The following is a 17,540-nucleotide window of genomic DNA, read 5'->3' as shown; positions in this document are numbered from 1 at the left end:
GGGCGTTTGAATACTTCCTTCAAACGTCAGCTTTGCTATATCGTTTTTTCCTTTGCTTCTTTTCTCAACTTTGTTCATTTTGCCTATTGATTTTTCTTAGCAGGTTTCTGTTGTCTGTATCTTCCGATCTGTTCTTACAGTAACATAATAACAAAAACCTGCACCAAATGCAAGCATTTGTAATTTTGCTAAGATGATTTTAAGATTTATCATAACAATGCACAAATTTGCACTTCCGATTTTATTCACTTATGCAAGATGCGGAAACGCCTGACATTCGGGCAAAGACAAAAACAGAGCGGCACTATCTGCACCGCTCTGTTCGCTATATTATAATGTATTACTGCTTAACGTTTCCCATAATGATACCACGTCCGTCAGTGCCTACATAAACTCTGCCGTATACCTTAGGGTCGCCGCTGATTATCTTTCTAACGTTGCCCCACTTCTGTGTGTCATCATTGATACGCTTCCATGTTACTCCCTTGTCGGCTGACATATAAATGCCGTAGCCATCGCCGTTTGCTTCGCCCATCATGTAGAGTGCCATGTAGTCGCCGTCCTTTTCAGCCTTACCAAGACCGATAGCGTCACACTGTGTAACGTCCTGAGATGTAGATGCAAGTGTGCCTGTTGCAGTATCCAGATAATAAACGCCACCTGCGCCAACTGATATCCAAAGGTCGCCCTCTGTATCAGGACAAGCTTTTATTGATGTTGCTGAAACCAGCATATTTGCGATAGGACTGAAAGTCTTGCCGCCGTCTGTACTCATATAGAACGTTCCGTCATATGAGCCGTAGAACTTATCAGGATTTACCTTATCTGTTTCAATAACTGCACCGGCAGGAAGTCCCTCGCAGGTTGTCCATGTTTTGCCAAAGTCGCTTGTTACTGCCGCAGCAACGCCTGTTGTGCCGCTCTGATAAAAAATGGTCTTGCCGTCAGCGGAAAGCTTAGCTGTGCCGCCTGCTTTCTTCTCAACGCCCTCCGGAAGTGTTTCCACTGCCTGCCATGTTTCGGCTGCGTCTGTTGAATAGTAAACCGAGCCGTCACCGTCGTTAGTCGCTCTTACTACTATCTTATAATCCTGTGCCGCACAATCTATAGATGTCGCCTTGAAGTCGCCATAATGCTCCTGCGGAGCTTTTGTTACATCATCATGACGGAAGCCGTAAAGGTCACCCATTGTGGAATAAAGCTCAGGAGTACCCTCGCCATTATCGAGAGGTGAAACGAAGTCAAAGATAGCTGTCATTTCAATTCCCATTGCCTTTACGCTTATGTCAACAGGCTCGTCCTTTATCTTTGAAAGATTTGATGTGCCGAAGATAGTTGCGCCTGTTGTGTAAAGAACTTCATCCGGGTTGAACGGGTTGATAGCTACGCCTGTCATCCACCAGCCCGGCTTGAGCTGTCCCTGCCAATCGAGCCAAGGAGCATTGCTTATATCGAGATTAAAGTTGTTTACCGTCTTGCCATTCTCATCACAGCTCCAAATGCCGTTCCAAGTTTCGCCTCCGTCATAGGAAACGAAAAGGTTGTCGAAGTATGCCCAAAGGTCAAGAGTTGTGCATACTATCATGTTAGGGTCGTTAGGGTTTACTGAGATACCATTATAACCGCAAGTATAAGATCTCTCAGGAGTTATCTCTGTCCACTCGCCTGTTTTAAGGTTATACTTCTGAACTGCTCCGTCAGAAGCACCGTTTGGTCCTACCTTATAAGACCATGTTGAATAGAGATATCCGTCAGAAGATATCTCGCCCTGACAAGGCTTGAGCTTCTCGGTCTTGTCGCCTGTAGCCTCAGACTTTGGATTAGGGATAGCTGTCCAGGTTTCGCCTGCATCATCAGAACGATAGAGATAATCCCCCTGTGTTCCTGCTGAGCCAACGATTATTGTCTTTGTTGCCTGACCCTTTTCAGAGCTTGATTTATCGAATGCCACGAATGTAAGTCCGATAGAATATCCGTCTTCAGTATATCCGCCCTTTGTAGGGAATGAAGTGACCTCGTTCCATGTTGCGCCATAGTCTGTGGACTTCCAAAGTCCGTCAGCTCTTGAGCCGAAGTAAAGTATAGAGTTATCGTTAGGGTCTACCTGAAGTCTTTCACCGCAGCCTCTTCCGACCTCGTTACCGCCCATGCCGAAAGGCATTTCGCAGATAGTCCAGTTCTTGCCGTAATCGTCAGAAGCAAATATTGCGCCGTTGTTTGTGGAGTATGTACCAGCCGCAAGATAAACTCTGTTTGGCTCAACAGGGTCAGTTGCAAGGCTCTCCGTTCCGTTATAGTTCCAATCGTCGCCGCCAAAGCAATCTGTTATGCACTCCCAGCGCTGAGTATCCTTATTATACTTATAAGCGCCGCCCATATCTGTTCTGGCGTAGATAAGCCCCTCCTCAGTAGGGTTATAGATGACGTCAGGGATAAAACCACCGTCAACTATCTCGACATTTCCCCACTCCCAGCCAGTGTCAACAGGCTGAGCGTTGTAATATTCCTTCTTAGCGTCGCCCTTGCTGTCAGAGCCGCTGGAGGAATCGTTCTTTTTTGAGCAGCCTGCGAAAACTGTCACTGTAAGGGCGGCGGCACAAGCCACTGCCATTAGTTTTTTTAACCTCATAAAAATTCTCCTTATAAGTTGTATTCGTTTACATCTCTGTGTTATTTAAAGGCGGAAGATCTCCGCCTTTAAAATTTGAACTTATTTCACAATTATTGTACTACAATATCTTCAAATTGTCAATAGTATTTTATTATTCTTATGCTTCTTTTTACGCCTTTATAAAATGAAGGATCTTTGAGCAGAAGTCGCCGTAAAGTCCGTCGCCGTTCCACATCTTTGCGATATTGATACCTGCATTCATAAGTGCCGCACCTGATATCTTCTTGTCAGGCTCGTTCTCCTCATAATAGTAAGCGTCAGCTTCAAGACCTTTGAGCTTGATACGTCTTGATCTTTCGTTTGGTCTGCCAAGCACCTGAACGAACTCAAAGAGAGCTTCGCTCTTGTCCTTTGCAACGAACTCCCAAGCGTCCCAGGTGTTGTCCTCGAACATATTGCCTATTCTGTAGTGGTCGCCTGTTCTTACAAGCTTGTTGAACTTGTTGAACTCCTCTATCTGTGCAGGGATAGCGTCCCTGTCCTCCTGAGGTATCCTTGTTACGTCAAGCTCATAGCCGAACGTACCTACCATAGCAACGTGACCTCTTGTCTTAAAAGGAGTGTTTCTGCCAACAGTATGGTTAGGGCAATCGGAAACGTGCGCACCCATTGCAGAGCATGGATAGCACATTGATGTGCCGTGCTGTATCTTCAGTCTTTCGATAGCGTCTGTATCGTCAGAGCACCATATCTGTGGGCTGTAGTAGAGCATACCAGGGTCGAATCTTGCTCCGCCGCCTGAGCAGTTCTCCAGCAGGATATGAGGATAATCTGTTGTAAGTCTGTCCATAAGGTCATAAACACCGAGGACGTATCTGTGCCAAAGCTCTCTCTGTCTTTCAGCAGGCAGGGTAGCCGAGCCGACCTCTGTAAGCTGTCTGTTCATATCCCACTTGATGTACTCGATATTCGCACTGTCGAGAATCTTCTTCATCATGCCGTAAACATGATCTCTGACTTCCTTTCTTGAATAGTCAAGAACATACTGCTCTCTGCAAAGTGTCAGAGGTCTGCCCTTTATCTGGATAGCCCAGTCTGGGTGGGCCTTATAAAGTTCAGAGTCAGGGGATATCATTTCAGGCTCGAACCAAATGCCGAACTTCATGCCAAGCTTATTTACCTCGTCAACAAGATATTTAAGACCGCCCTTGAGCTTCTTCTCATATACGAACCAATCGCCCAGTGATGAGTTATCAGAATCTCTATGACCGAACCAGCCGTCGTCCATAACAAGCATTTCTATACCAAGCTTTGAAGCTTCCTTAGCGATATCTATAAGCTTGTCAGTATCGAAATTAAAGTAAGTAGCTTCCCAGTTGTTGATGAGTATCGGACGTCTTTTATCCTTATACTCGCCTCTGATAAGGTTGTTTCTATAGAGGTCATGGAAAGTTCTTGACATTTTGCCTATACCCTCGTCAGAGTGAACCATAACTACCTCAGGGCAAGTAAAGCTCTCGCCCTTTTCCAAAAGCCACTCGAAGTCAAGAGGATTTATACCCATAAGAAAACGGGTTTTCTTATGCTGAGTAACTTCTGCCTGAGCGTAGAAGTTGCCTGAATAAACGAAGTTGAAGCCGAACACCTCGCCCTTATCCTCGTCAGCGTTATTGTCGCAAAGAGCAACGAACGGATTGTTCTGATGTGATGATTCGCCCTTGCAGGAATCAACAAGCTGTTTAGCGTGGTGAAGTCTGCATCTTTCAACAGCTCTTTCTCTAGCCCATGAGCCGTTGAGTGTAATCATATCCATTTTGTCTGTATCAAAATCAACGCAAGCTGAAAGGGCTCTTGTTATCTTAAAAGGCTTCTCGCCCTTGTTTGTGATGACCGCAGAACGTGTGATAACGTCAAGCTTATCGAAAGCTGTGTATATAAGAACGACTTCGATATCGGCATACTTATCATACATTGTTATCTCGAGAGTTGAACAACCGCTTTCCTCAGTAGCGAAAGTAGCAGGCAGACCCTCAAGCTTTGGTTTGCCCTCATACATTTTATGAGAAACATATCTCAGGTCACAGGTCGACATACCGTTAGCGTCCATTATCTTGAATGCAGACTCTCTGTAGTCGCCAAGACCGAAGCATGGATATTCAAAAGGCAGTGTATCCATAAAGCTTGCTCTGTCACGGTCATTAGTAGCAGGCGTAAAAGGGCTTTCGTCAAGACGGAGAAGATAAGTCAGATCCTCGTCAGGGACTTTATTTCCATAGTAAACGTGAGCGAGGTAGCCCTCCTCGCAGACCTTCATCATATAGTCTGTATTATTGGCTCTCAGCTTGAAAGCCTTGTCCTTTTCATTGTAAAAGATATTGATAATTATCACTCCTTGCAAAAATCTGAACCTTACGGCTCAATTGATATTATAACACATAAAAAAAATAATGCAACAGGGTAAAACGATTACTTTAAAAATTATTTTGTTAATTTTTCTTGATAATGAAAATATTTGAACACGGGTGGTTCAAATTGTGGGAATATATAAAAAAGGACTTATGCATTTAGCACAAGTCCCTTAAAAATTCAATATTTATCTGTTATCAGATTAGTTGCCGTATTTAGCAGTGCTGATCTTGATACCAGGGCCCATTGTAGAAGCTACAACTACGCTCTTAAGGTACTGACCCTTAGCAGCGGCTGGCTTAGCCTTTACAACAGCGTTGATAAGTGTGTTGAAGTTCTGCTCGAGCTTCTCAACACCGAATGAAGCCTTACCGATAGGGCAGTGAATGATGTTTGTCTTATCAAGACGATACTCGATCTTACCAGCCTTAGCCTCTGTAACAGCCTTAGCTACGTCTGGAGTAACAGTTCCTGCCTTTGGGTTTGGCATAAGTCCTCTAGGTCCGAGGATCTTACCAAGACGTCCTACAACACCCATCATGTCAGGTGAAGCAACTACAACGTCGAAATCCATCCAGTTTTCCTTTGTGATCTTCTCAACGAGATCCATGCCGCCAACATAGTCAGCGCCTGCTGCCTTAGCAGCCTCGTACTTGTCTTCCTTACAGAATACGCAAACTCTTACAGTCTTACCAGTTCCGTTTGGAAGTACAACAGCACCTCTTACCTGCTGATCAGCGTGTCTTGAGTCAACGCCCAGACGAATGTGAAGCTCGATAGTTTCATCGAACTTTGCCTTAGCACCCTTAGCTGCAAGTTCCAGAGCCTCAGGAGCGTCATATTGCTTAGCCTTGTCGATAGCCTTGAAGCTGTCAACATACTTCTTGCCATGTTTCATTAATATTTCCTCCTCATTAAGTGGTAATACCGACAGTGGATATCTAGTCGGTTAGCGGAAAATTCCTCCCACCATTGCCGTGCATGAATGCACAGTACGATTGATTAGTCCTCAACTACAACGCCCATTGAACGGCATGTACCAGCGATCATGCTCATAGCACTCTCGAGGTTTGCTGCGTTCAGGTCAGGCATCTTCTGCTCAGCGATCTTCTGAAGCTGCTCTTTTGTGATAGTTGCGACCTTAGTCTTGTTAGGAACACCGGAACCTGACTCGATCTTGCAAGCCTTCTTGATGAGAACTGCTGCCGGAGGAGTCTTGGTGATGAATGTGAATGATCTGTCTGCGTAAACTGTGATAACAACAGGGATGATAAGACCGATATCGTTCTTAGTTCTCTCGTTAAAATCCTTTGTGAACGCCATGATGTTTACACCGTGCTGACCAAGAGCTGGACCAACCGGTGGTGCAGGAGTTGCCTTTCCTGCTGGAATCTGAAGCTTAATATAGCCTACTACCTTCTGTGCCATTTGTTCGCACCTCCATAATTAAGTGGTAAGGCGAGCGCCATACGCTCTCCCACGTTTCCGGAAGCCGTATATCCGAACCGTCATTGACGGCTTTGCTTCCATTATCACGAATGTTTGCGGAGTTTTACCGCCTTTTTCCTTATTCCTCAGACTTTATCTGTGTCAGCGGCATAGTAACAGTTGTTTCTCTGCCCAGCATAGATACTCTGACGTCTGCCGTCTGTGCTTCCATATCGAATTTCTCCACAACTCCTGTGAAGCCCTCGAATGAACCTGCTGTTACAACGACATTGTCGCCTTCCTTGAAGCCGACCTGGACGTTAGCGCTTCTCTGTGTGTCAACACCCAGCGCAGCGACCTCTTTATCGGTCAGCGGAACAGGCTTTGACGCAGGACCAACGAAGCCCGTAACGCCTCTGGTATTTCTAACGATATACCATGAATCGTCTGTAAGCACCATTTTTACAAGCACATAGCTTGGAAAAAGCTTTCTGTCGCCCTTGTCGATCTTATTGCCCTTTACTTCGGTAACTTCCTCCATTGGGATCATTACCTCAGGGATGAGATCCTGAAGGTTTCGGTTTTCAACAACCTTTTCAATATTGCTTTTTACCTTATTCTCATAACCTGAATAAGTGTGAACAACATACCACTTTGCTTCTTCTGACATGTTTCTTACCTCCATATTGATGTTGTCAAAACCGCTGTGACGGCTTAGCCGCCGATTTTAAGGATAGCCTTGATAGCTGCACCCAGACCTGAATCAACGCCGAAAAGGAACAGAGCCATAACGACCATTACCGTGAGAACAACTCCCGTATTCTTAGTCACCTGCTGTCTTGTAGGCCAAACGACCTTTTTCATTTCAGCTTTAAGCTCTCTGAAATATTTTCTTATTCCGCCCTTTTTCTTCTGATCCTTGACGGTATCCTTTTTTGAAGACTTAGTAACATCTGTTTTTTTAGCCATTAGAAATAGCTCCTTTCAATATTACTTAGTCTCTTTGTGAAGAGTGTGTTTCTTACAGAACTTGCAATACTTGTTCATTTCAAGTCTGTCAGGGTCATTCTTCTTGTTCTTCTTAGTGTTGTAGTTTCTCTGCTTACACTCAGTACAAGCAAGTGTAATTTTTACTCTCATTTCGGCACCTCCTGACGAAATTTATACCCCGCAAGAACATTCAGGGTACGTCTGCCTCCCTCATACGTTTTCACGCAAGCTGTCACACAGCCCTGAGGTAACTTATGCTTTTTCACGTTCAAAAAAAGAGCGCAAAAAAATAGACCTCATAAAGAGGTACTACAATTATAACATCTGTGCTCTTCTTTGTCAATCATTTGTCAAGGAATTTTATTAATTTTTTGTAAATTTTATCGTTTGTCGAGTGAGGAATGAGGAATGAGGAATTATGGTATCGCCTGTCGGCGATGATTTTTTTGTAGGAGCGACCTTTGGTCGCCCACATGGTTTGTATAAATTCAAACCTTGCCGCTCCCAGAAACGGGCTGTCGAGGGCGCCAGCCCCTACAGCTTCTTCGGGCAAAATCGCTCTGCTCGGTGCTGGGGCACAACTATGGTCAGCTATGCCAATTCCTCACTCCTCACTTAACAGGAAACTCCCCATTTTCAACGGTCGCATCAGCGATCTCTCTCATCTCGTCCCAGTCATGCGAGTAATGGTCATTCAAGCAAGCCACAGCAAAGAACCCTCCTGCTTTCGCTCCCTTTATGCCCTCGACTATATCCTCATAAACCACGCAAGCCTTTACTTCAAGCCCCAGTTTCTCAGCCGCCAGCTCATAAACATCAGGAAATCCCTTTCCCCTTTTCACCTGCTCTGTAGACACGAAGCAATCAAATTGATCCAAAATGCCGTTTCTCTTTAGCACAGGCTTATAAAGCTCCTCAGTTGAAGCGGTCGCCAATGCTATCTTCCTGCCCTGCTCCTTAAGCTTTCGCACATACTCCCCTGCGTTTCCGCAAAGTCCGATAACGTTCGTATACTCATACACCGCCATATCGAACCATTCCTTCATTATATCCTGAATGTTCTCACCCAGAGAAAATCTATCGTTTGTATAAACAGCCGCCTGCTCGAAATTCATTGCAGACACCTGCTTGAAATAGTCCTCAGGCACTTTTATCCCACGCTTGCCGAGAAATTCCTCGTCTATTTTTGACCAAACGTGGTTTGATCTTGTCAGCGTACCGTCCAAGTCGAAAATGTGTCCCTTAAAATCTTTTATGTCCATTGTAATGTCCTTTCAGAAGTATTCATCAGAGAGCCTGAAACCCTCGCCTATTATCTCGCTCACGTCACCCACAAGCACGAAAGCCTTTTCGTCAGTTTCCGATGCTATCCTGCGAACGTCCGTTATCCTGCGTTTTCTCACTGCGCAAAGTATAAGATCTCTGTCCTCTCCCGTGTATCCCGTTCGGGCTTTTATGACCGTACACCCCAAGTTGCCCTCATTAAGAAGCCTATGGAGTATTTTATCTGCGGCAGGGCTTATTATCAGCGCAAGCTTCCTCTGTCGCCGCCGTAGAGCATCATATCCAGTGTTTTTGAGAAAACCCACAATGTAAAGAACGAATACAGTGCGTTGTCGATACTGCCAAAAACGAAACCGCTCAGCACACATATCACACCATCTGCAAGCATAAAGATCTGTCCTGCCGCCATGTAGGGCTTTTTCCTTTTGATAAGCTTTGCAGCGATGTCAGTTCCGCCTGTTGTTCCACCTGAACGAAAAACTATCCCACAGCCTGCACCCAACAGAATACCGCCTGCTATTGCGCTGAGAAAAATATCATTTGTGAGTGGTGTAAAAAGCGTACACATATCCGCAGTCAGACCCGAAACTGCAATAGCTACAACAGTTCCCACAAGGAAACGCCAGCCGAACACATAAAGGCTAACCGCCAACAAAGGAAGATTTATCGCCATTGTAAGCGAGCCGACACCAAGAGGCAGAAATCTTGACAACATGACAGCAAGCCCCGAAGCACCTCCGGGGGCAATTTCGTTAGGGCTTAAAACCAGTCCCACGCTCACGCCATATATGACCGCACCGAGAAGCAAGAGAGGATAGTCCACTCTGCCCTTTACGGATCTTTCTGCCGAAAACAATTTATTCAGAAGTATCATAAAAGCCCTCCAAGCTATGCAAAAGCAAAGATAGGCTTATTTTTCCCATGATACCTCGTAAAATACATTTTTACAAAAGAGGCGCAATGGTCCTGAGAATGACCGACATGACCTTGACCAGAAGCTGCGGTTATTTATATCGTCATGTGTTATCCTATGACAGCGGTTTTCAAACATATCGTCAAAGTCCGCTTTTATATCCTTTATACAACTTGTTTTGTACATATAAGTTGCACACTCAAAATGGAGATACAAGCTTCTGTAGTCGAGATTTATCGTGCCCACCACGGCCGACTTATCGTCTGACAGGAACATTTTAGCGTGGTTAAAGCCGCCTTTATACTCATAGACTTTCACACCCAGCGTTTCAAGATCTCTGTAGAACGACCTTGTTATAACGCTCACATACCATTTATCAGGTATCTCAGGAGTGATTATCCTAACATCAACACCGCTTTTTGCCGCATAGCCCAGGACGGTGAGCATTTCGTTGTCAGGAATAAGATACGGGGTAGAGATATAGATATAATCCTTGGCATTGTTTATCATATCCATATAGACAAGCTCGCCCACATTCTCGTCATCGAGAGGGGAGTCGCCGTAGGGGATAACATAGCCGTTGTTCACAACGTTTTTTACAGTGGGGCGGTACATATTATACTCAGTTTTATCACCTGAGATCACCTCCCACATTTGCAGAAACATCATGGTAAAATTCCAAACGCCATCGCCCTTTAGCATAACGGCGGTATCTTTCCAATGACCGAAACGCTCCTTGAGGTTTATATACTCGTCGGCGATATTAACACCGCCGTTGAAAGCCACGTTGCCGTCTACAACGAGAATTTTTCTATGGTCACGGTTATTTTGTATAGTAGAAAGCATAGGACGGAAAGGATTGAAAACAAGGCATTTTACCCCTTGTTCGGTAAGCTTTTTCTTATATCTGAAAGGCAAAGTGAACTGAGAGCCCATGCCGTCATAAAGAAGTCTTACCTCCACGCCTGCCTTAGCTTTTTCAAGAAGTATCTTAACTATCTCACGCCACATTTCGCCGTCGTCGATAATAAAATACTCCATAAAGATAAACTCCTGAGCTTTCTGAAGCTCCTCAAGCATAGCCTTATACTTATCTTCGCCAAGGGGAAAATAAGTGACCTCCGTATTACCGCAGACAGGGTAGCCCCCCGACTTATCCACATAGTTTGCAAGCTTATAAAAATCAGGCTCACTTTCATGGAGATAGCTCATTATCTGTTCATTTGTTTTAGGAAAGGTCTTGTATTGGCGGATTTCTTAGCATAAAGGTTTCTGACCTTTCTTGTTGAAAACTGATTTTTGAGTAATATATAAAGCACCACCGTAAAGATAGGCACGATAACAAGGGGTACTATCCACGCCAATTTATAGGCAGGGTTCTCGCTGCTGTTAAGGATATAGATAGCAAGCACGATAGCCACAGTAGAAAAAACGATATGCAGATAGGCATAATGCACAGCGAAGCTTTGGAAGATGATAAAAATGAAAATAAGCTGCAATGCAAGAAGCAGGATAATAGTGGTTTTCTGTGAGAATATCATATTTATAAGTTTTTTCGGTTTTTTCTTTTGTATTTTTTCGCTTATCTTTTCCGCCACATTATCCGCCTGCCTTTCTGAAAATAGTGATACATAATTAATTATAACATTTATTTTTGATTTTTGCAATACGCAAAAATGCAGTTAATCCGCACTGATTTCACGAATTTCTGTGACAATGACACAACTTTTGTTATCTTATTGTTGACAACAATTTGCAAAACAACGCACGAACAATGTAGGGGAGCAGCGCATTTCTGCTTCTTATATTTAGTGACAAATTGAAACCACACCGCTCCGAACGGGACGTCGAGGGCGCCGTCCCCTACAATTGCGCTATGGCTTGCCGTGCCGCAAAATCGCTGTCGCTCTTTGCGGATTTACATTGCGCTATGGGAGAGAAAAAAAGCGGTGCAGAGTTTTTGCTCCGACACCGCTTTGTTTTGTTCTTTACTTTTATATGCTTTTTCGCTTTTTCTGCACCGCTCGTAGGCTTACGCCTATTGAGGCTCTGCCTCAAGCTCTGACAGGGCTTTGCCCTGTACCCACAAGGGGTTTCACCCCTTGACCCTGACCAGGGGCGTGCCCCTGGACCTTTTGCTCGCTACGCTCGGTTCTGAATTTTACTTCATGCTTGGTCTTTACTCTGGTCAGCTATGCCCATTCCTCATTCCTCACTCCTCACTCCTCACTTATGACCCTCACTTAATGCGCTCTACAATATACTCCTCGCCACTCACTGCTCTATGCAAAGCGTCAGGAAGCCCTTCTTCCTGCCAGGTGAGATCAGCCCTATCAAACACTCCGCCGTCGTCCCACAAGAACGCCGGTATCCCAATGTCATGTGTGAGCTTCGTAAAGTACTCGTCAAAGAACACTCTGTCCACCTCGTCATTGCCCTTACAATTTCCATACTCTCCCACAATAACCGGTATGCCATTATCCACAAACGTGGTTTTAAGCTTATTCACGTTATTGACCATTGTTTTTATCTCAGGCTCAGTTCCCCAGTTATACTGATTTGTGCAAACACAGAACTCCCAAGGCGTATAATAATGCACCGAAACTATGCACCTATTTTCAGGGTCGTCAGGCATTTTGAAAAGCTTTGAGCAGGTCTTTTCCACGTCCGTCCAATAACCTGCTATCAAAAGATGCCTTTTCGGATTGTTTCCGCCCTGTTTTCTTATAAGATCAACAAAGTCCTGATTTATCTTGTTGAGCAGTTCGTAAGCCTGATTTGTTCCCATATCGTCAAAGCCCACCTCATTCATGGACTCGAATATAAGCTTATCAGAATAGTTCTCAAACCTCTTTGCTATCTGCGTCCAGATCTTGTTATACTTTTTTGAAAAGTTTTCGTAATCAGCCTCGGCTTCCGTTCTTATCCATGCACCGAAGTCAGGGTCACCACCGCCGTCATGATGAACGTTTATGATAACATAGTAATCTCTGTCATAAGCATAATCAACGACTTCTTCAACTCTGTTCATCCAGTCCTCGTCTATGGTGTAATCGTCAGACAGGTGGTCACGCCATGTGATAGGTATTCTCACTGCGTTGAAGCCGTCCTTTTTGAGCTGGTCGAAAATTTCGGGAGTAGTTTTCACATTTCCCCACAGGGTTTCGTCAACTTTCTCTGAATTTTCGTCCACCTGACCGTCACCGTCACGGTCGGCATTACACACGTCAAGGGAGTTTCCCAAATTCCAGCACAAATTCATTTCTTTCACAAGGTCCATAGAAGAAATATCACGCATCTCGCCTTTTTCCGTAACGTGGGAGCTTCCGACATTTTCAGCCTTTGAAGAGCTGTCTGTATTTCCGCAGGAAGCAAACACTCCCGCCGCCATTACAACGGCAGAAGCCGCCGCAAATATTCTTTTCATTTTTATCATAGATATCACCTTTCCGCTATCTGCCATACAAGTTCATATTTTCATATAAGATCAAATATACAAAGACATCTTCCACTTATGTATCTTTACACAAGTCATTATAGCACCAAAATATAAATAAATTGAAAATGAACAGGGGATAATTTCTTTATTTGCGTATTAATTCATATTCTTGTATACACTCACAAATCGAAGCCTTCTTATTTGTACATAACGCCACATAAATACACACAAAAATAGGCAGACGGTTTTCCAGAGCAAGCTGTTCCCACAGCCGCTAAAAAATCATCTGCCTTATTATTTTTGCTAAAATTTCAAACAGCTATTCAGTATAACCGAATGCAAGCACTTCTCCATGCTTGTCCTCATCGCCTGCCGCCATTGATATTTCAACGGTATAGTTAGTTGCTTCAGGCATCATGGCGATATTCTGTATCTGAGCATTTCCCCAGCCTGACGGACTTATGGTATCGTAATCGCTTTCGTCATACACCTCTCCGTCTGCTGTTACCTTAACATGAAGCTTGCCGAACTCGCCCTGCTTCACCTCTTTGTATATCATGTACAAGAATTTTTTGTCCTTGAACTCGAATACGATAGGGCTGTTATCTCCGGTGTTGTCGTAAGTCCAGCCATTTGTGAAGCTTGCGATAGTAGAGCCTTCCTTCCAGCTTCCAAGGCTTGTTGGAGTAAGGCTGTCGCCCTCATACATATGAGCGTCCACTTCTCGTGGAGAGAAAACAGTGTCTGTGGGCATAACATAATCGCCCTCTGGCGCAACGTCCATAACCGTGTCAAAATAGTAGTCTACCATTGAAGCCACAAGCTTGTGACCCTCAGTGTTAGGGTGCGACTGGTCATCGGAAAAGTCCTGCCACGTCATTCTATTGTTTGCGAAAAGATATCTTAGTGCGTCACAGTATGATATCATCGGCAGGTGATAAAACTCGCCTATCTGCTTCATGTAATCCTGAGCAGAATGGTCGCTTTCAGTCACCGAGAACAGCAGAACAGGAGTGATATTCTTCTGCAAAAGCATTCTGACTATTGACTCGTAAGCGTTCTGATAGTCAGCCTCCATGCCGTCATTTACTGCAAATTCGATAAAGCATATGTCAGGCTCATAAGCCAGCACATCTCTGTCGAGCCTGAGTATTCCAAGCTTTGACGGCGTACCGCTAAGGCCTGCGTTCACATACTGAACGTTATCCCCCGTACCGAATTTCTGCGCAAAATAATCATAAGTGAGCTTAGCATAACAGCCGTCTGCACCGGCAGAAATACCCTCAGTGATAGAGCCGCCAAGATACGCCACAGTGACCTTTTCGCCTGACTGTGCTTTCTTTATAACATTCTGCATCATAGAAGTGTTGCCGTATGACACCATAGCCTTGTCATACATAGCCTGCGTCCACTCCTCGTCAGTTTCAGGCATTTTTTCGACCTGCGAGCTTGAAGACTCCGCTTTGCTTTCAGCCTTTGAGCTGTCCGCATTATTTCCGCAGCCTGCAAAAGCCGCTCCGCACATAGCAACACTCACAAGCACTGCCAACAATTTTTTTGTATTCATTATTTGTACCTTTCTAATCTATGATAACGAAATCGGTTTCACACCGTATATAACACAAAAAGTACGGACAAAGCCGTACTTTTTGGTTATATCAATATGATAAAAATTCTCATTAGTTAAGAACTGCCTTCTCAGTTTCCTTATCGAAGATATGGATTCTGTTAGGATCGATAGCGACCTTAAGCTCATCCTGTGGACGAACGTCAGAACGAGGTGAAACTCTAGCTGTGAGCTGGATACCCTCGCAGTTGAGGTACAGATATGTTTCAGCACCCATCATTTCAGTTACTTCAACAGTTGTGTTGATAACGCCTGTTGTAGCCTGAGCGAGGAATGCAGGCTCGTCATGGATACACTCTGGACGAACACCAAGAACAACTTCCTGATCAACCAGTGGCTCAAGAACTTCAGGATCTACCTTAGACTCTGGAACTGCTACCTGATACTTAACGCCTCTTGTTGTCTTTGTATCCTCAGAACCGAACTCAACAACATACTTGCCGTCTACCTTGAGAAGCTTAGCGTCGATAAAGTTCATCTGTGGTGAACCAATGAATCCTGCAACGAACTGGTTTACTGGATCGTTGTAAAGATTTGTTGGTGTGTCGATCTGCTGAATGTAACCATCCTTCATAACTACGATACGGTCACCCATTGTCATAGCCTCTGTCTGGTCATGAGTTACATAGATGAATGTAGTACCGAGCTTCTTATGGAGCTTAGAGATCTCAGTTCTCATCTGTGCTCTCAGTTTAGCATCGAGGTTTGAAAGAGGCTCGTCAAGAAGGAATACCTGTGGCTCACGAACGATAGCTCTACCGAGGGCTACACGCTGTCTCTGACCACCGGAGAGAGCCTTTGGCTTTCTGTCAAGAAGGTGAGCGATGTCAAGTATTCTTGCTGCTTCCTCTACCTTTCTTGCGATCTCGTCCTTTGGTACCTTTCTGAGCTTCAGACCGAATGCCATGTTCTCAAATACTGTCATGTGAGGATACAGAGCGTAGTTCTGGAATACCATTGCGATATCTCTATCCTTAGGAGCGATGTCGTTTACAAGTCTGTCGCCGATGTAAAGCTCACCTTCACTGATCTCTTCAAGACCTGCGATCATTCTAAGTGTTGTAGACTTACCACAACCAGAAGGACCTACGAGGATAATAAACTCCTTATCCTTGATCTCAATGTTGAAGTCTGAAACAGCGATAACGCCGCCTGCGTACTTCTTATAAATTTCCCTTAATGATACACTTGCCATTAAAAAAGGACCTCCCTATTTGAATTTTACTAATATCCTAATTAGCTATGCTATTATCATAACAAATTTTTAACATACCCGCAAGAGTTTTTTTTACTAAACTTTATTATATCTCATTATGAATATTGACGAAAATTCACATAGAATAGGTAATTACTTACATTTAAACGATTTCGTTGTCAATAATCTTTCAACATCTTTGTGCATTATTTCTAAACAGCTTCCAAGGGGCAGATCCGGATCTAAAGGCAGCTCTCCGATCTTTGTCCGCTTAAGAAAAACAACTTTATTTCCAAGCTTTTCAAACATTCTCTTGACCTGATGATACTTACCTCATGAAGCACAACAGTACATTCATCGGGACAGTTCACACTTGCGGAAAATTCCGCAGGCAGACATTTCTCTCCGCCGTCGATAGTCATGCCCTCAGCGAATGCCTGAGCATAATTTTCCTGCCAAGGGTCACGAAGTCTGACGAAATAGGTTTTCGGAACATGGGTCTTAGGGGACAACATTCTGTGGGCGAGAGCTCCGTCATCGGTGAGAAGCACAAAGCCCTCAGTATCCTTATCGAGCCTGCCCGCAGGGAAAAGTCCCTCCCTGAACATCTCAGGAGGTACTAGCTCAAGGACAGTTTTCGACTCTCCGTCACGAGTGGAGCAAACCACACCCTGCGGCTTGTTCATCATTATGTAGACAAACTTTTTATAGCATATCTCCACGCCCTTTACAGCAACAATATCGTTTTCGCTGACCTTAGCATCGGCCGCCTTGGCGACCTTTCCGTTTACAGTCACCTGACCTTTTCTGCAAAGCTCTCTCACCATGCTTCGGGAAATATCATTACGCTGTGAAGAAACAAATTTATCAAGTCTCATAGCAAAAGCCTTTCTGACAATTTTCTTATAAAGATTATAGCATACGATACCGCCAAAAGTCAAATATGCGAAAAAACTTAACCAAAAGCAAACGCCTGCAGATATGCTCCACAGGCGTTTTATTACTATTTGTATCGGTTTTTTCGACCTATGAAGCATTGGTTTACCCTTATTCATAGTGCCGACGTTCCACGCTCAGACGCCTACTTTTTCCTCAGCCCCTGCATAAATCCGTCCAGTTCCGCTGAGCATACATCTCCTCCCACAAGCTGTCCCTCACAGACGATAAGATTAGCCCTGACCTCCTGCTTCTTATTCCCATAATTCTTCACAGCATATGTATACACCTCAGCGGGTTTCCCTTTATAGTCCTCCAAGTCAAAGCCCTGCTGCTTCTGAAGCTTATTATACTTTTCATACACCTCATTGAATTCTTTCGGTATGGTCACCGCCTTGCATTCATCGTATTCGTCAGACACCTCCCAGCCCATTTCTTTCAAAAACGCCTGTCTTTGTGCTTCGCTTTTCATTTCGTACACCGCAGGCGACGATATCCTCACCACTGTCACTATTATCACCGCCAACAATGCCAACGCCGCCAGAACCGCCCCAATCACCGCAAATGTTGGCTTTTTTACTTTTATTGTCTTGATAAACATACCCTTTTCCTCGCTTTCTGTTTTCAAAGTTTGTACATTTATATGTGTTGTCCCAAAAATTATAACTACCTGTCCGATTTTTTTATTTTGTTATATAATTTTCAAAAATA

17 protein-coding genes are annotated in these 17,540 nt (G+C 44.3%); all 17 read right to left on the bottom strand.

Translation table 11 applies throughout. The features are described from left to right. Nucleotides 1-340 precede the first annotated feature (340 nt). The 17 genes from DW793_RS11500 to DW793_RS11420 all read right to left on the bottom strand — a co-directional run bounded on the left by DW793_RS11500 (nt 341) and on the right by DW793_RS11420 (nt 17,430). Nucleotides 341-2,629: a cellulose-binding protein gene (locus DW793_RS11500; RefSeq protein ID WP_118158199.1), complete on the bottom strand. Its 2,289-nt coding sequence runs from the start codon at nt 2,627-2,629 to the stop codon at nt 341-343. 151 nt (nt 2,630-2,780) lie between these two features. Continuing rightward, a complete protein-coding gene (locus tag DW793_RS11495; RefSeq protein WP_118158200.1) occupies nt 2,781-4,991 on the bottom strand; it encodes an alpha-galactosidase in 2,211 nt (736 codons plus the stop codon). 228 nt (nt 4,992-5,219) lie between these two features. Beyond that, the gene (gene rplA / locus DW793_RS11490) at nt 5,220-5,915 is read right to left on the bottom strand and encodes a 50S ribosomal protein L1 (protein WP_022287003.1); all 696 of its coding nucleotides are present in this window, start codon (nt 5,913-5,915) and stop codon (nt 5,220-5,222) included. A gap of 104 nt (nt 5,916-6,019) precedes the next feature. Then, the gene (gene rplK / locus DW793_RS11485) at nt 6,020-6,445 is read right to left on the bottom strand and encodes a 50S ribosomal protein L11 (protein ID WP_117877709.1); all 426 of its coding nucleotides are present in this window, start codon (nt 6,443-6,445) and stop codon (nt 6,020-6,022) included. 139 nt (nt 6,446-6,584) lie between these two features. After that, nucleotides 6,585-7,115: a transcription termination/antitermination protein NusG gene (gene nusG / locus DW793_RS11480; protein WP_038672647.1), complete on the bottom strand. Its 531-nt coding sequence runs from the start codon at nt 7,113-7,115 to the stop codon at nt 6,585-6,587. 44 nt (nt 7,116-7,159) lie between these two features. Further along, complete coding sequence (gene secE, locus DW793_RS11475) at nt 7,160-7,414, bottom strand: preprotein translocase subunit SecE (RefSeq protein ID WP_118158198.1); 255 nt, start codon at nt 7,412-7,414, stop codon at nt 7,160-7,162. A gap of 21 nt (nt 7,415-7,435) precedes the next feature. Continuing rightward, nucleotides 7,436-7,585 carry a 50S ribosomal protein L33 gene (gene rpmG / locus DW793_RS11470; RefSeq protein WP_002848320.1) on the bottom strand — a complete coding sequence of 50 codons (150 nt, stop codon included), beginning with the start codon at nt 7,583-7,585 and terminating at the stop codon, nt 7,436-7,438. Between the two features lie 461 nt (nt 7,586-8,046). Then, entirely contained in the window at nt 8,047-8,697 is a 651-nt protein-coding gene (locus DW793_RS11460; protein ID WP_118158196.1) for an HAD family hydrolase, read from the bottom strand. 12 nt (nt 8,698-8,709) lie between these two features. After that, complete coding sequence (locus DW793_RS14720) at nt 8,710-8,907, bottom strand: DUF2179 domain-containing protein (protein ID WP_181988355.1); 198 nt, start codon at nt 8,905-8,907, stop codon at nt 8,710-8,712. Between the two features lie 53 nt (nt 8,908-8,960). Next, the gene (locus DW793_RS11450) at nt 8,961-9,593 is read right to left on the bottom strand and encodes a YitT family protein (RefSeq protein ID WP_118158194.1); all 633 of its coding nucleotides are present in this window, start codon (nt 9,591-9,593) and stop codon (nt 8,961-8,963) included. 36 nt (nt 9,594-9,629) lie between these two features. Then, nucleotides 9,630-10,844, bottom strand: a complete 1,215-nt coding sequence (cls, locus tag DW793_RS11445) for a cardiolipin synthase (protein WP_252969864.1) — start codon at nt 10,842-10,844, stop codon at nt 9,630-9,632. Beyond that, on the bottom strand, nt 10,844-11,230 hold the full coding sequence (locus DW793_RS15450) for a PLD nuclease N-terminal domain-containing protein (RefSeq protein WP_252969863.1): 387 nt from the start codon (nt 11,228-11,230) through the stop codon (nt 10,844-10,846). Before DW793_RS15450 ends, cls begins: the two co-directional genes overlap by 1 nt. 641 nt (nt 11,231-11,871) lie before the next feature. Continuing rightward, the gene (locus tag DW793_RS11440) at nt 11,872-13,068 is read right to left on the bottom strand and encodes a glycoside hydrolase family 5 protein (RefSeq protein WP_118158193.1); all 1,197 of its coding nucleotides are present in this window, start codon (nt 13,066-13,068) and stop codon (nt 11,872-11,874) included. A 322-nt stretch (nt 13,069-13,390) separates the two neighbouring features. Further along, nucleotides 13,391-14,638, bottom strand: coding sequence for an SGNH/GDSL hydrolase family protein (locus DW793_RS11435; protein ID WP_118158192.1), 1,248 nt, complete (start codon nt 14,636-14,638; stop codon nt 13,391-13,393). A gap of 112 nt (nt 14,639-14,750) precedes the next feature. Continuing rightward, the gene (gene ugpC, locus DW793_RS11430; RefSeq protein ID WP_117877715.1) at nt 14,751-15,893 is read right to left on the bottom strand and encodes an ABC transporter ATP-binding protein; all 1,143 of its coding nucleotides are present in this window, start codon (nt 15,891-15,893) and stop codon (nt 14,751-14,753) included. A 242-nt stretch (nt 15,894-16,135) separates the two neighbouring features. Continuing rightward, on the bottom strand, nt 16,136-16,948 hold the full coding sequence (locus DW793_RS11425) for a pseudouridine synthase (protein ID WP_252969862.1): 813 nt from the start codon (nt 16,946-16,948) through the stop codon (nt 16,136-16,138). 26 nt (nt 16,949-16,974) lie between these two features. Beyond that, on the bottom strand, nt 16,975-17,430 hold the full coding sequence (locus tag DW793_RS11420; protein WP_118158191.1) for a DUF4830 domain-containing protein: 456 nt from the start codon (nt 17,428-17,430) through the stop codon (nt 16,975-16,977). Nucleotides 17,431-17,540: the final 110 nt, after the last annotated feature.

The sequence above is a fragment of the Ruminococcus sp. AM31-15AC genome (assembly GCF_003462045.1).
Lineage (GTDB): Bacteria > Bacillota > Clostridia > Oscillospirales > Ruminococcaceae > Hominimerdicola > Hominimerdicola aceti.
This window is presented reverse-complemented; position numbering and strand designations above follow the sequence as displayed.

Bases quoted from the DNA above. Each gene is read 5' to 3' on its own strand.
- DW793_RS11500 (WP_118158199.1), bottom strand. From the start codon at position 2,629: ATGAGGTTAAAAAAACTAATGGCAGTGGCTTGTGCCGCCGCCCTTACA.
- rplA (WP_022287003.1), bottom strand. From the start codon at position 5,915: ATGAAACATGGCAAGAAGTATGTTGACAGCTTCAAGGCTATCGACAAG.
- rplK (WP_117877709.1), bottom strand. From the start codon at position 6,445: ATGGCACAGAAGGTAGTAGGCTATATTAAGCTTCAGATTCCAGCAGGA.
- nusG (WP_038672647.1), bottom strand. From the start codon at position 7,115: ATGTCAGAAGAAGCAAAGTGGTATGTTGTTCACACTTATTCAGGTTAT.
- secE (WP_118158198.1), bottom strand. From the start codon at position 7,414: ATGGCTAAAAAAACAGATGTTACTAAGTCTTCAAAAAAGGATACCGTC.
- rpmG (WP_002848320.1), bottom strand. From the start codon at position 7,585: ATGAGAGTAAAAATTACACTTGCTTGTACTGAGTGTAAGCAGAGAAAC.
- DW793_RS11460 (WP_118158196.1), bottom strand. From the start codon at position 8,697: ATGGACATAAAAGATTTTAAGGGACACATTTTCGACTTGGACGGTACG.
- DW793_RS11450 (WP_118158194.1), bottom strand. From the start codon at position 9,593: ATGATACTTCTGAATAAATTGTTTTCGGCAGAAAGATCCGTAAAGGGC.
- cls (WP_252969864.1), bottom strand. From the start codon at position 10,844: ATGAGCTATCTCCATGAAAGTGAGCCTGATTTTTATAAGCTTGCAAAC.
- DW793_RS11440 (WP_118158193.1), bottom strand. From the start codon at position 13,068: ATGATAAAAATGAAAAGAATATTTGCGGCGGCTTCTGCCGTTGTAATG.
- DW793_RS11435 (WP_118158192.1), bottom strand. From the start codon at position 14,638: ATGAATACAAAAAAATTGTTGGCAGTGCTTGTGAGTGTTGCTATGTGC.
- ugpC (WP_117877715.1), bottom strand. From the start codon at position 15,893: ATGGCAAGTGTATCATTAAGGGAAATTTATAAGAAGTACGCAGGCGGC.
- DW793_RS11425 (WP_252969862.1), bottom strand. From the start codon at position 16,948: ATGAATAAGGGTAAACCAATGCTTCATAGGTCGAAAAAACCGATACAA.
- DW793_RS11420 (WP_118158191.1), bottom strand. From the start codon at position 17,430: ATGTTTATCAAGACAATAAAAGTAAAAAAGCCAACATTTGCGGTGATT.